The organism is Brevundimonas sp. GW460-12-10-14-LB2 (assembly GCF_001636925.1).
Taxonomy (GTDB): Bacteria; Pseudomonadota; Alphaproteobacteria; order Caulobacterales; family Caulobacteraceae; genus Brevundimonas; species Brevundimonas vesicularis.
Map to the genome: position 1 here is coordinate 430819 of NZ_CP015511.1, position 14580 is coordinate 445398.

The following is a 14580-nucleotide window of genomic DNA, read 5'->3' on the forward strand; positions in this document are numbered from 1 at the left end:
GATGAGCGAGCCGGAACTGATCTGGCATATTCAGGCGGAGCTGGGCGAAGGCCCCGTCTGGGACGCGGCGCGCGCTGCGCTGTGGTTCGTCGACATCAAGGGGCGAAAGCTGCATCGCTACACCCCAGCGACCGGCGAAAAACGCTCGTGGGACACGCCCGACCAGACCGGTTTCGCCCTGCCCGCCGAGGACGGTTCGTTGATTTGCGGCGTGCGGGGAGGGCTTTATCGTTTCGACCCGGAAGAGGGCGACTTCTCGCGCTTCCAGCCGGTCGAGGAAGACCGGCCGCAGAACAGGCTGAACGACGGCTTCGTCGCGCCTGACGGCTCGCTCTGGTTCGGTTCGATGGACGACAGCGAGGAAGTCGAGACCGGCGCCCTATACCGCTGGTTCCGGGGCGAGCTGACGCGGCACGACGACGGCTATGGCGTCACCAACGGCCCCTGCCTCAGCCCCGACGGCCGCACCCTGTATCACCACGACACGCTGAAAAAGACCGTCATGGCCTTCGACCACTACGACGGCGTGATCTCGAACAAACGCGTCTTCGCCGTGACCGAGGACGGCTATGCCGACGGCCCCAGCATGGATGCGGCGGGCGTGCTGCACGTCGGCCTGTTCAACGGCTGGGGCGTGGCCCGTTACGCCCCGGACGGCGCGCGGATCGGCAAGATCGACATGCCGGTCCAGACGGTGACCAAGGCGGCCTTTGGCGGGCCGGACCTGCGCGATCTCTATATGACCACGGCCTGGCTCGGGAACGCCGACAAGCGCGCGGAGCAGCCGACGCTGGGCGGCCTCTATCGCACCCGCGTCGAGACGCCGGGCCTGCCTCAGAACCTGATCCGCCTGTGATCGTGCTGACGGCCGGCGACTGGCGCGCGACCCTGGCGCCGGGGCTGGGCGGGGCGGTGCTGACCCTGGACTGGCGCGGCCAGCCGGTGTTTCGGCCCACGCCCGATGGCGCGACCGACATTCTGGAGACGGCCTGTTTCCCGCTGGTCCCCTACGCCAACCGCATCGCCGATGGACGCTTCGTCTTCGAAGGGCGCTCGGTCCAACTGCCGACGCTGGAACGGTTCGCGCCTCACGCCCTGCATGGCGACGGCTGGCTGCTGCCCTGGACCGTCGAGAGCCAGACGGAAAACCGGGTGGAGATGAGCCTGGACTGGCCCGGCGACACGGACGGCTGGCCCTGGCCGTGGCGCGCGCGTCAGGTCGTCGAACTGACCGACGAAGGCCTGTCGATTAGCCTGTCCGTGACCAACACCGGCAATGCTATTATGCCTGCCGGTCTGGGCCTGCATCCCTATTTCCACCGCTATGCAGACAGCCGCCTGACCCTGTCGGCCGAGGGCGTCTGGATCACTGACGCCCGCGAAATCCCCGAACGGCTTGCGCCGGTCGCCGAGGTTGCGGACTGGTCCAACGGCCTCGCCCTCGCCGACGCCCCCTTCGTCGATCACGCCTATGCCGGCTGGACGGGCGAGGCCGTGCTAAATGACGGCGGTCGCTGGGTGATGCTGAGCGCCTACGCGCCGGCGCACTGGACCCAGGTCTACGCCCCCCTCGGCGTCGATTTCTTCTGCGTCGAACCCGTCACCCACCGGCCCGACGCCCACAACGCACCGGCGGGCGAGGACCACGGTCTGGCGCGACTGGCGCCGGGCGAGACGTCGTCGTTCGCCATGCGGATCGGCGCGACCCCCCTCTGATCGCTCAGCCTGCGGCGACCGCCCGTTTCCATGCCGGATAGTCCTTGTCCAGCAGCTCTTCGGGCCATTCGCCGACGTAGCGATAGCCGTTGCGGCGTTCGTGCTCGATCTGCATCAGGTCGCGTCGGATGACGGAATCGCGCCCGATGTAGATGGGGCGGCCGTCCTCCAGATCGTAGAACCGGGCCCAGATGCGCGCGCCGGGCTTTGGGGCGAGGATGCGGTCGCGGCGGCCTTGGGCGTCGGTGACGAAGACCTCGGTCGTGTCGCGGAGCGCCGCGCTCTCCAGCCAGGCGACGGCGCCGTCCACGGCGGCGACGACGTCGGGACGGGGGTCGGGCAGGCTCATCAGGAAACGCACGATGCCGACGCTTTCCTGGCCCGACAGGGACGGGGGCTCGAAACGACGCGCCCAGGCGGGCGCCAGGGTCTGGGCGTCATGCTGGGCGCACCAGCCGGTCAGGCCGCCGTCGCGCCGCACCTGCGTCTTCAGCAGGGTCTCGACCCCGCGCGCCACGGCCTGACGCGCCCGCTCGCGCCGACCTTCATCGACGAAGGCGTAGGGCGCCGCGCCGTCGCCCACATCGCGCAACAGCTCCATCACATGGACCATGGCGTCGTCGTTGTAGGTGATCTGGTCGTGATAGCCGCCGCGCAGCGGATAGAACTGGGCCCAGCCGCCGTTGGGCTGTTGCGCCGCCAGCAGATAGTCGAGGCCCCGGTCGAAGGCGGCGCGGCTTTCGGCGTCCCCGGCCGCGATCGTTCGCGCCAGAAAGGCCAGCGGCTGGGTCGTGCCGCCATTGTCGATCGTGTTGTTCAGCGCCGGGTCCGCATCGGGGCGGGGCGGGACGAACAGGTCGGTGTTCTTGGGCCAGCCGCCTTCGGCCGATTGATGCTGGATGACGATCGCGGCCAGTCGACGCGCTTCGGCCGATCCATACCAGTCGGTCGGATGGCGCAGGGCGGCGCTGCTCCAGGCGACGGCGGGCGAGGCGGCGACCGGCTCCTGCGCTGACGCCGGCGCCGACGTGAAGCCGGCTGCAATCGTCAGGACGCCGAGGATCAAGACTATCTTTTTCATCAAGAGACCTTCGGGTTCGGCAAAAAGAAAGGGACGCCGATGTTTCGCGGCGTCCCCCTGAAGGGACAGCGTCCCGGGAGAAGTCAGCTGTCGAACGTCGTCATCAGAATACGAACCTCGCACCGACGAAGTATTGGCGGCCGGTCGAGCCATAGTTGTTGACCACTGGATCGGCTTGGTAGGCCCAGCGCGTGTCGGTCTGATTGGTCAGGTTCAGCGCCTCGGCGGTGAAGGTGACGTTGTCCGTCAGCTTGTAGGTGAAGGACGCATCCACATTCAGCGTCTCCTCCGAGCCGATGAAGTCGTTGATCAGCGGCGAGTCGCACACGCCCGGATCGCAACCGCCCGACGCCAGCGGATAGGTGGTCTGATAGGCGGCGCGATAGGCCGACGAGACACGCGCGCTCCACTTCTCGACCTCATAGAAGATCGTGGCGTTGAACGATTTGGGCGAGGCGCCCAGGAAGGGCGCCGTGCCCGTCAGGTTGCGGGCCGGGTCCAGGATATATTCCAGCTCGGACTCGATCTGGGTGTAGTTGGCCTGGATGCCGAAACCGTCGAACGGCGCGGGCAGGAAGGTGAAGTTCTGCTGATAGGCGATCTCGAAGCCGTCCAGCTTGCCGCCTGGCGCATCATTGTACTGACGCACCTGGAAGGGCAGGTCCTGGTCGATATAGGCCCGGCGGCTGTCGGAGGCGACATCGGTCAGGCCGTCATAGGCGGCGCGCAGATTGGCGATCTGCTCGGCGTCGAAGATCTCGCTCAGCTTGCCTTCGCGCAGCACCACCTGCGGGAAGCTTTCGATCTCCTTGTGGAACACCGCGACCGACAGAATGGCGTCGCGGGCGAAATACCATTCGACGTTGAAGTCCAGATTGGACGCGCGGAACGGCTTCAGCTTGGTGTTGCCCAGGGTGATGGCCGCGTTGGATCCGTCGAACTGGGCCGGGTCGGCGCCGATGCCGACCGGAACGGTGAAGGCCGTCACGCCCGGCTGCAGGGCCGTCATCTGCGGGCGGGCCATCACCTTGGCCGCCGCGAAACGCAGCATCAGCTTGTCGTTCAGCTCCCACACCAGGTTCATCGACGGCAGGGTGTCGTTGTACTGGTTGTCGTTCTCGACCGGACGGCCGCTGGGCGAGCGTCCGCGGGAATCGATCTTGGTCTCGGCGCGGCGCAGACCGGCGTTGCCGCGCAGCTCGCCCATGAACAGCGGCACACGGAAGTCCATCTGGCCATAGTAGGACAGGCTGTCCTCATCGACCCAGAAGGTGTTGACCCCGCCGTTGCGCAGGTCCGACAGACGCCAGTCGCCCCAGGCGTTGATGCAGTCGCAGTCGAAGCCGAAGCGGTTCTTGAAGGCTTCCAGATTGGGCGCAAAGAAGCTGGTCGGCGTACCTTCCGGCACATTCAGCCCGTCGCCCCAGCTGACCAGTTGTCCCATCTGGCCGACGGTCGTGGCGGCCGCCAGTCCGGAGCGCACGCCCTCCAGCAGCGACGGATTCATCGTGTCGCTGATCAGCCGCTCGTAGCGCGTGTAGTAGAAGTCGAATTTGCGCTTGCCGATGCCGAACTTGAACGTGAAGTCGTCGTTCAGGTCCCAGACGAAGTCGGCCTTGGCGGTCCGGTAGCCGTTCTCGGTGATGGTGCGGTAGTTGCGAATGGCCGAATAGCCCTTCACGAAGTCCCAACTGTTCGGATTGGCCACGTCGAAGCCGAACTTCATGATCGGCATATCGCCGCCTTCGCGGTCGTCGTAGACGAAGTAGTCATTGCCCGCGACGCCCTGGCCCGAATCGAGCCGGATGAAGTCGACCAGCAGGCCGGTGTTCTCATTGGTCGACTTGGAATCGCCGACCAGCAGCGACATGCGGAAGGTGTCGCTGAACTCGTGCTCGATGTTGATCGAGTTCTGACGGAATTCGGTGGTGTAGCCGCCCTGATCGACCGCCGAGCGGAAATCGACATTGCCCAGCACCAGATAGTTGGCGTTGGCGCCCGTCTCGCTCAACCCCGCATCGATCAACCGCACCGACGGCCGGCCGATGAACGCGCCCCGCATGGCCAGATACTGGGGGTGCGCGACGTAACCGACCGATCCCGGCTGGTTGTAGTAGTCGTAGACGTCCAGGTTGTTGGGATTGAAGCTGCCCGTTCCGGCGGCCAGATTCTGGTTGGTCGCGCCGGGCGCCGTGGTGAAGATCGGGGTGGAGCCATACAGCGACTGGCCGCAGTCGATGGCGTCGCGGAACTCGGTCGCGGCCTGGGTCGCGCAGTTGGCGTAGGCGGCGCGACGGTTGGCGTAGGAATTGTTGGTCGCGCTGGTCGTCGGATAGGTCTGATAGCTGAAGGCCGTGGTGGTGCGGTTGCCGTTGGTGTTGTTGCGGTTCAGGCCCACCGGACCGATCTGATAGTTGGTCGAGATCTGCGTCATCTTCGAATACAGATTGTCGAAGTTGATCGTGGTCCGCTCGGTCGGACGCCACTGACCCGACAGGGTCACCCCCAGCCGGTCCTGCTCCACGTCGCGGTGGTTCAGCGTCGCCAGAGCCGGAATGCGCACAAGCGAGCCGCGCGTCGCGCCGCCGTTGATCAGATTGTAAGCGGCCGGGTTGGAGCCGATCAGCAGATTGCGCGCTTCCGGATTGGTGACGCGGGGCAGGGCGGTCGCCGGATTGGTGCCGATGGGCAAAGCAAAACCCTGATGATCGCCCGCGGCATTCGTCCCCACGTTATTGAAGGTCGCGCCGCGATAGGTGTAATCGAACGAGCCGACCTGACGCGAATAGCTGTCGATGGCCTGGGTGCGCTCATTGTAGGCGACCGAGCCCAGAAGCCCGAACTCCCCGATCTTGCTGGTCCAGCGGTCGGACGCCAGCAAGGCGAGGCGCGGATTGTGAGTGCCGCCGTTCTCGTAATAGGCGTCCTGAAGCGTCAGGGCCAGGCGGCGTTCCTTGAAGTCAAACGGACGTCCCGAGATCAGATCGACCGTGGCGCCCAGCGAACCCTCGTCCGTCTGGGCGTCGGCGGACTTCTGAACCTTCAGTGAGTTGAACAGCTCGGACGCGAAGGTGTTGAACTGGAAGCCCCGGTCGCGACGCAGGGCGCCGTCGGCATTGCTGGCGCCCGAGGTGGACAGGGTCTCCAACCCGTTCAGACGCACGCGGGTGAAGTCGCCGCCCAGGCCGCGCACCGAGATCGAGTTGCCTTCGCCGTTCTCGCGGTCGATCGACACGCCCGGGATCCGCTGCAGCGACTCCGCCAGGTTGGCGTCCGGGAAGTCGGCGATGTCCTCGGCGTTGATGACGTCGACGATGGTGTTGGAGCGGCGCTTTTCGGTCAGGGCGCTGGCCAGCGAGGCGCGGATGCCAGTGACGACGATCTCGCCCACTTCAGTGGCGTCTTCGCTGGGAGTCTCCTGCGGCTGGACCTGGGCCTGAACCGGGGCGGCGAACAGCATGGCCCCCATGACGAGCGCGACCGGCGAGGCCGCCGCGCGCAAATATCCCGTGGGTTGAGTTCTCATCCGCTTCCTCCGTTTCGTCGTGCTCCAGACCTCTTTGCGGGTCGGATGCCGACAGTCCCCTGTCCCTCGAACGCCGAGGATCTCCAAAATCTCGTGATGAGATCGACGCGCCCTAAGCATCAATGTCACCGGTGTCATAAAACGAAAAACCGTGTTTCGCCATACCCAAATATTCGAGGCGCATCACAGCGCCTTGAACGTGAAGTTCTTGAACCGCGCCTCGCCGTCGCCGGCCGCGTAGATGCCGGGCCGCAACATCATGAAGCCGCCGCGAACATTTTGATTATAGCCCGAGACCTCCATGCCCCGGTCAAACCGCTGCCAGGTCACGCCGTCGCCCGAGGTGTCGAAATAGACGTTCTGGTAGGCGTTGGTCAGACGGATGAACATGCGTCGTCCATGCGGATTGGCCGGACGCCCCCGCTCGATCCCGTACTGGTGGGTGACGTAGCGGGTCGCGTCGAAACCGAGGCCCGCATACAGCGCCCGGTCGTAGAACAGGATCAGGCCCGCCACCGCGCCGGGATCGATCTCGACCTCACACTCGATCTGATAGGCCTGTTCGCCCTGGACGAAGGTCAGGGGCGAACAGTCGACCGGCGCCTTGCCCTTGGCCTTCATGTGCAGGACGCCGTTCTCGCGGCGCAACCGATCCTTCTCGTTCGGCTGCGGGTCGTAGAAGCTCCACTGGATGCCGAATTTGTCGGTCGAGAAATCGTCCGACAGGGCCATGCCGTGCGGCACGGCCTCGCCGCCCCGGGGCTTGGCGATGGGCTGGGAGAGGTCGCCGCCCTTGGCGCGGAACCAGCCGTCGTCGGTCCATTCGATGGGGTCCAGCAGGGTCTGGCGGCCCAGGCTCCAGTAGGCGTTTTCATAGCCGTGATAGACCATCCACCAGTCGCCGTCGGTCGGGCCTTCGACCAGGGTGGCGTGTCCGCGCGACCACCATTTCTCGGCGCCCGAGGCGGTGCGGACGATGGGGTTGTGTGGGTAGTCCTCCCACGGGCCGTTGATCGACTTGGACCGTGCGGCGATGACCATGTGACCGGTCGGCGGCCCCGCCGTGCCGCCGATAGCGGTGATCATGTAGAAATACTCGCCGCGCCTCAACAGTTTCGGCCCTTCCTGGGCGAAGCCTTCGACGATCCAGTCCTCGGGATAGCGCCAGGCGTTATACACGCCGCGCTCGACCGGGCCGTCGGTAGCCAGGCCGTCGTCGGTCAGCTTGACCCGGTCGCCGCCGTTCAGGAACAGGTAGCGTTTGCCGTCCTCGCCGACCACGTGGCCAGGGTCGATGTTGGCCGGGATCTTCAGGTCGATCGGCTCGCTCCACGGCCCCTCGATCCTGTCCGCCCAGATGACGTAGTTGGAGCGATACTCGGGGAGGCGGGCGGGGATGTAGCAGTAGAATCTGCCCTCGTGCTTAATCAGCTCCGGCGCCCAGACCGAGCCGATGTTCGTCGTCAGGGCCGCGACGACCGGCTGCCAGTTCACCAGATCGCGCGAATGCCAGATGTGAATGCCGGGCACCGACTCGAATGACGAGAAGGTCATGTAGTAGTCGTCGCCGTCCTTCAGGATCGACGGATCGGGGTGGTCGCCTGACATGATGGGATTGAGGAAGGTGCCGTTCCCCAGATCGGCCATCCGCTGGCCCTCGATTCCCCGCCGCCATTTCATCGAGGCCCATTCCCGACCCAAGGGCGCGGCCTCTTCGTTCGTCTGGGCGAAGGCTGAACGCACGGGCAGGGCGGCGGCGGCGACGCCTCCCAAGAGGCCGGTCAGGGCGGCGCGGCGATCGACGGGTTCCATGGGCGTTCCAGTTGTCGTTGTCATTTGGAGTGGCGAGCGACGGCGATGATCGCCCGAAATGACACCGATGGACAGAGCGGGGTATCGGATTAGTTTTTTGCGGTCTGCTAGCGGGGAATGGACGCGAGGGCATGCGCCGTCGGATCATTCGCAACGGTCTGGGTCTTCTCGCTTCCGCACGAACGCTATCTCGGGCCGCAGGAGCTTCGGATCCGGGCGATGAGCGTCTGGCCGCGCGCCACAGAAATCGCGACCTGACACTTCAGCCGTTCGGGCAAACAGGATTGCTTTGAACGCCCGGTTGGAGTCTTGGCCGGTACGTTGCCTGATCTGCGATGGCTCCCAATCATGTGGGCAAAGGTCGCTCCTAGGCCGCCAAGACCGCCGCAGATGACGCCAGCCACTCCAGCTCGTCGCCGTAGGGATGGCAGTGCGCCAGGATGCGGGTTTCGCCGGTGGGCCAGGCTGTCAGGCGCAGCTCGACATGGCTGCGGTCGCAGGTCCATTCGAAGCTGATCCAGAGCAACGGGTGGTCGGCGTCGGCGCGGCGGCCGGCGGTCGAGAGGAGCGCTGCGATCTGGCGACGGTCGTCGTCGCTGAGATATTGCAGCACCATGGTGTGCATGACGACGCGGCAGCGCCCGGCCGGCTGAGGTTCGGCCAGCCGGTCGGCCAGCCAAGGCACGGCGTCGCCCTGATCGATGCGCGGCGGATGATCGGCGGCGATGAGCAGGGCGTTCTCGAGGCGTCGGGTGCGCGCCGGCTGGTCGGCCCAGGCGAAGGCCAGCAGCCGCTCGCGATGCGCCGGGTCTGCGGCGTTCAGCGGATGCAGGTCGACGCCGCGCGCCGCCACGATGGAGACCGGGCCGACCTTCGGCGATGCGCCCTGCCACAGGGGCTCGATCTGCACGTCCGAGAAGGGATCGCCAGCTGACGCTGAGCCAAGGGTATAGGCGTAGCGATCCAGATTCAGGTTCAGGCCGCAGCTGGACCCGAGCTCGAGCAACTCGAAGGGCATGGCGCGATCCAGAGGGGCGGCCATCAGCGCGCTCATCAGCGCGGCGGCGCGCGCCACCTCGTTCGTTTGCGGTGGATGGAGGATCCAGTCGGCGATGTATTGATCGTTCCGGGCCAAGGCGTCGGCCACGGCCGCGTCGAAGTCGGTGTGTTCGCGACGATAGAGGCTGGTCAGGGCATAGGACCGGCCCGCGCGCGCCAGGGCGTGAAGGGCGCCGTTCAAACGTAGAGCCAAGGCGGCTGCGGCCTGATCGCCTGGCCAGTCATACAGCCGTGCGGCCGTCAGCGGCGCGTGAGACAGCTGCCGGCTTGCGGCTTCGAGAACGCAGGCGACGAAGGGCGACCCCATGGCGCGGCAACGGTCAGCCTGGGCCGCGAGTTCTTGGGTGAAACGGTCGGCGACGGGGCAGATCATCCAGTCACCAATGGCATCGTCACGCGTTCCGAATAAAACGAACTGTTACTTGTGTGCCCCAAGTTCGAAAAGTATTCGCTCAAGGGTTGCGCCCCGACGTTGCTTGAAGCGCGGACGGGATGGGTGACTTACCTATGATCACCTCGCTTAACAGCGCGTGAATCTCGCGAAATTCAGGTCCGGTCGATGTAAGCGGCCAAGCGTCTCCAGCTTAACTATCTTTTTAGTCGTTCCGTCATAGGAGTGGATAGTCACCTGAAAAACAGGGTGTTTTGCGTAGCTCGAACCAAGACCGGGCTGTGCGCAGTGGCGTCAGCTGAGTAATTAGCTGCCCCTAGGTAAGTATAAGTGCGTAACGGGGGCGAGCTCATGATGTCCAAGATGCGAATTCCGAAGAAGCTGCGGCTTTCCTTCACCCTGATCTGCGTCTCGGCGGCGGTCATGATGGCGGTGTTCTTCGCCACGATCATGATGATCCGCGCGTCCATCGAGAGCAACAATCTCAGCCGCACGATCGAGGCGCAGGCGATGTCGCTGGAAACCGCGATCCTGCGTCAGAACAGCCAGTTTCGAGGCTTTCTGGTCACCGGCGACGAGACCTATCTGAAATCCTACTACGAAGGGCGCGACGAGTTCGACAAGGTCGTCGTCGAACTGAAGGGTCAGCTGGGCGACGTGGAAAAACAGGCGCTGCTCGAAAAGTCGCGCCTGGCCACCCTGGCCTGGAGAGCCGATTGGGGCGATCGCATAATCGCCGAGGTTCGCGCCGGCAAGCGCGAGCAGGCGCAGCAAGAAGTCCGTGACGCGGGCAAGAAGGTTCTGGTCAGCGACGCCGTCCTGCCTCTGCGCGATCTGCGTGAGGCCGAAGCCGCCGTCACCGAGAAAAATCTGGAACGTCAGCAGGCTGCGATCGTCACCGCGATCATCGCCCTGATCGTCGGCGGCATCGCCCTGATCACGATCGCCATGGTTCTGTCGGCCATGCTCAGCCGCATGATCGCGCGTCCGATCACGGTCCTGACCGAAGCCATGGGGCAGCTGGCCAAGGGCGACAACGACATCGTCGTGGACGCCAGCCATGCCGACGAACTGGGCGACATGGCGCGCGCGGTCCTGGTGTTCCGCGACACGGCTCTGGCCAAGGCCGAGGCCGAACGGGCCAAGGCGGCCGCCGATCTGGCCAAGGACGCCGCCGAGCGCGAGAAGATCGTCGCCGACGCCGCGCAACGTCACGTCGTCGAGGAGCTCGACACAGCTCTGGAAGCCTTGGCCGCCGGTGATTTGACCCACACCATTCGCACGCCGTTCGCCCCGGAATATGAGCGCCTGCGCACGGCCTTCAACGTGGCGGTCCAGGGTCTGGAAGAAAGCCTGGCCAGCGTCGCCGGTTCGGCACAGAGCGTTCGCCTGGGCGCCACCCAAATCTGCTCGGCGTCCGAAACCCTGTCGTTGCGAACCGAACAGCAGGCGTCCAGCCTGCAGCAAACCACCACCGCCACCAACCACGTCACCGACATGGTCGGCGACACGGCGCGCAGCGCGGCCAACGCCCGCAACGCCATCACCCTGGCCAATGGCGACGCCGCGGACGGTCGCGTGATCGTTGAAGAAGCGATCGTCGCCATGGACGCCATCAAGGCCGGATCGCAGGAGATCGGCGAGATCATCAACATGATCGACGCCATCGCCCTACAGACCAATCTTCTGGCCCTGAACGCCGGCGTCGAGGCCGCGCGGGCGGGCGATGCGGGGCGTGGGTTCGCCGTGGTCGCGGGCGAGGTGCGCGAACTGGCCAAACGCACCGTCGACGCCGCCAAGGACATCAAGCAGCTGATCAGCCGCTCTTCGGACGAGGTGCGGCTGGGCGTCGACCGAGTCGGCGAAACGAGCGAGATGCTGGCGCGGGTCGTGTCCAAGATCGGCGACGCCAACACCCTGATCGTGGACATCGCGCAAGGAGCGCAGGTCCAGTCTGAGAACCTGAAGCAGGTCAACAGCGCCGTCGGTAGCATGGACCGCATGACCCAGCAGAACGCCGCCATGGCGGAAGAGGCGACGGCGGCGGCGCGCATCCTGGCGACCGAAGCCGATGAGCTGGCGACCCTGGTTTCCAGATTCCGGCTGAATACGACGACCTCGGCCGCGCCGGCGCCTCGCCGGGACACCGCGTCCGCCCCGAGGCAGGCGCCCAAGGTCATCCGCACGGTCGGTGCGCTCGCCCTGTCGAGCGAAGCGGCCGATGACGACTGGAACGAGTTTTAAGATATCAAGCCAGTTGAGTGTAGAAGAAATCGGTGCAGTAATCCGATCTTTGTAAGCGCCGTTATGTCAGTATTAATCCGTAGTCTGGCATTATAAATCATCAAACACATCCGTGTTTTATTGATAACAGCCATGCAAGAAACTGCATGGAAGAATTTCCGAACGAAAATCAGTTGTCCAGTCTCTGCACTGCAAGACAACGCCTTGGAGGCTTCCTTGAAATCCCTGTACCTCACGGCTGCGTTTGCGCCGCTTATCCTCGCCATGCCTGCTCATGCGCAGACGCAGCCTGCGCCACAGCGCCAGACGGCCTGGGAGGCCAGCCGGACGCGGGCCAATGACGACGTGATCGTGACGGGCGTGGCCAAGGCGCGCGACAGGCTGGACAGCGCGACCTCGACCAGCTCGATCAACGATGTCGAGATCGCCAAGATCGGCGCCTATTCCGTCAACGACCTGTTCCGCACCATCCCCGGCATTCGCGCCGAGGCCAGCACGGGCGAGACCAACGGCAACTATACGATCCGCGGCCTGCCCATGGTCAGCACCGGCGCGAAGTACCTGCAATTCCAGGAAGACGGTCTGCCGGTCCTGGAGTTCGGCGACATCCTGGCGCTGACGTCCGACTATTTCATGCGCTACGACTTCAACGTCGGCCAGATCGAGTCGATCCGCGGCGGATCGTCCTCGACCTTCGCCTCGAACGCGCCGGGCGGCGTGATCAACCTGATCTCGCAGACGGGCGAGGTCGAGGGCGGTTCGGTTCAGGTCTCTTCGGGACTGGATTACGACACCTACCGCGGCGACTTCAGCTATGGCGGTCACCTGAGCGACACCGTGCGCTTCCACGTCGGCGGCTTCTATCGCGAGGGTGAAGGCCCGCGCGACGCCGGCTTCACGGGCAACAAGGGCGGCCAGATCAAGGCCAACATCACCAAGACCTTCGACGGCGGCTTCGTGCGTCTGTACGGCAAGATCCTGGACGACACCGTCATCGCCTATGGGCCGACGCCGCTGCTGGTTTCGGGCACGAACGACGATCCCAACTACAGCGACGTTCCGAACTTCTCGATGACGCGCGACACTCTGACGTCGCGCAACACCACGGTCTTCCCGCTGCTGGACGGCGACAACAACCTGAAGCGCGTCAATCTGCAGGACGGCAATCAGGTCCAGGTGCGCGCGCTGGGCTTCCAGACCCGCTTCAACCTGCACGGCTGGACGATTTCCGAGCACATGCGCTACGCGCAACAATCGGGCGATCAGTCGTTCAATTACCCGCTGGCCGTGGTGCCGGCGGCCCAGGCGCCGCTGGCGTTCGGCCGTCGTCCCGGAACCCTGGCCTATGCCACGGGACCGCGCGCCGGTCAGGCGATCACCAGCCCGACGACCCTGAACGGCAACGGCCTGCTGGCCTATTCGACCCTGGTCCATACCGACATCGATAGCCTGGACAACTTCACCAACGACCTGCGCGCCAACCGCGTCTGGAAAATCGGCGGCGGCGACCTGACGACCACCGTGGGCGTCTATTCGGCCCAGCAGGATCTGAAGTTCGATCGCCAGTACATCCCGTTCCTTCAGGACGTCGTGGGCGACGGAAACTCGGCCTTGGTCGATATCTTCAATACGAACGGCACGCCCCGCACGCAGGACGGCGTCGTCAACTTCTTCGGTCCCTCGGGCGCCGGGTCCAACTCGCGCACCGATGTGACCTACAAGGTGCTGGCGCCCTACGCCTCGCTGAACTACCGGCTGGGCAAGCTGGCGCTTGGCGGGTCGATCCGCTTCGACAGCGGCGACGTCAGCGGCCGCACGGTCGCCAACGGCCTGACCGACGTCCGTACCATCGACGTGGACAACGACAGCGTCATCTCGGAAGCCGAGCGCACCTTCGCCTTCGCGCCTGCCGCCAGCGCGACGCCGGTCGACTACGACTACGACTATGTCTCGTATTCGCTCAGCGCCAACTACCGCGTCTCGGACAGCTTCTCGACCTTCGCTCGTTACAGCGAGGGCGCACGCGCCGCGGCGGACAAGATCCTGCGTTCGCCGGCCATCAGCAATGTCGACGGCGACTTGCTGCAGGCCGACGCGGCCTATGATCCGGTGAACCAGGCCGAGATCGGCATGAAGTATCGCGCCAACGGCCTGTTCGCCAACGTCACGGGCTTCTGGGCCGAGGTCAGCGAGACCAACCAGCAGATCCGCGCGGATGCCGGCGGCGTCACCCGCCTGGTGCTGGTCCAGCGCAGCTACGAGGCCAAGGGCGCCGAGTTCGAGGCCGGCGTGCGTCATGGTCCGTTCAGCCTGACCGGCAGCGCCACCGTCACCAGCGCCGAGATTACCAAGGCCGAGGATGCGGCCCTGGTCGGCAACTCGCCGCGCCGTCAGGCCGACCTGATCTTCCAGGTCATGCCGCAGTACGAGACGGACCTGTTCACGGTCGGCGCCAGCGTCGTCGGCACGACCGAGAGCTATACGCAGGACGTCAACCAGCTGAAGATGCCGGGCTACGCCACGGTCAACGCCTTCGTCCAGGTGCGCCCCATCGACCGCGTCGTGCTGTCGCTGACCGCCAACAACCTGTTCGATGAAACCGCCCTGACGGAAGTGTCGGCCGACAGCCTGCCCGCCAGCGGCGTTGTGCTGGCCCAGGCCCTGCCTGGCCGCACCGTCACCGCGGCCGTGCGCTTCTACTTCTGATGCAAAGCAGGCTTCCGGACGCGAGCCCGGAAGCCTGTTCTGTCA

Annotated in this window: 8 protein-coding genes; 4 read left to right on the plus strand and 4 right to left on the minus strand. The window is 65.3% G+C overall.

Annotated features, from left to right (window positions below):
* Nucleotide 1 precedes the first annotated feature (1 nt).
* The gene (locus A4249_RS02075; protein WP_066550561.1) at nucleotides 2-856 is read left to right on the plus strand and encodes an SMP-30/gluconolactonase/LRE family protein; all 855 of its coding nucleotides are present in this window, start codon (nucleotides 2-4) and stop codon (nucleotides 854-856) included.
* Entirely contained in the window at nucleotides 853-1716 is an 864-nt protein-coding gene (locus A4249_RS02080; RefSeq protein ID WP_066550563.1) for an aldose 1-epimerase, read from the plus strand. The genes A4249_RS02075 and A4249_RS02080 overlap by 4 nt, the downstream gene beginning before the upstream one ends.
* Nucleotides 1717-1720: 4 nt before the next feature.
* On the opposite strand, the gene pelA is transcribed toward A4249_RS02080, so the two are convergent.
* The 4 genes from pelA to A4249_RS02100 form a co-directional block, all read right to left on the minus strand.
* A complete protein-coding gene (pelA, locus tag A4249_RS02085; protein ID WP_082854019.1) occupies nucleotides 1721-2797 on the minus strand; it encodes a pectate lyase in 1077 nt (358 codons plus the stop codon).
* Nucleotides 2798-2900: 103 nt separating this feature from the next.
* Nucleotides 2901-6323 (minus strand): TonB-dependent receptor domain-containing protein, encoded by a 3423-nt coding sequence (locus tag A4249_RS02090; protein ID WP_055752873.1) that lies wholly within the window; start codon nucleotides 6321-6323, stop codon nucleotides 2901-2903.
* 183 nt (nucleotides 6324-6506) lie between these two features.
* Nucleotides 6507-8135, minus strand: coding sequence for a family 43 glycosylhydrolase (locus A4249_RS02095; protein ID WP_066550567.1), 1629 nt, complete (start codon nucleotides 8133-8135; stop codon nucleotides 6507-6509).
* A 367-nt stretch (nucleotides 8136-8502) separates the two neighbouring features.
* Nucleotides 8503-9567 (minus strand): DUF2332 domain-containing protein, encoded by a 1065-nt coding sequence (locus tag A4249_RS02100; RefSeq protein WP_066550570.1) that lies wholly within the window; start codon nucleotides 9565-9567, stop codon nucleotides 8503-8505.
* 381 nt (nucleotides 9568-9948) lie between these two features.
* Between A4249_RS02100 and A4249_RS02105 the strand changes: the two genes are divergently transcribed.
* Nucleotides 9949-11829: a methyl-accepting chemotaxis protein gene (locus A4249_RS02105; RefSeq protein ID WP_082854216.1), complete on the plus strand. Its 1881-nt coding sequence runs from the start codon at nucleotides 9949-9951 to the stop codon at nucleotides 11827-11829.
* A 216-nt stretch (nucleotides 11830-12045) separates the two neighbouring features.
* The gene (locus A4249_RS02110) at nucleotides 12046-14535 is read left to right on the plus strand and encodes a TonB-dependent receptor domain-containing protein (RefSeq protein ID WP_066554660.1); all 2490 of its coding nucleotides are present in this window, start codon (nucleotides 12046-12048) and stop codon (nucleotides 14533-14535) included.
* The last annotated feature ends 45 nt before the right edge of the window (nucleotides 14536-14580 follow it).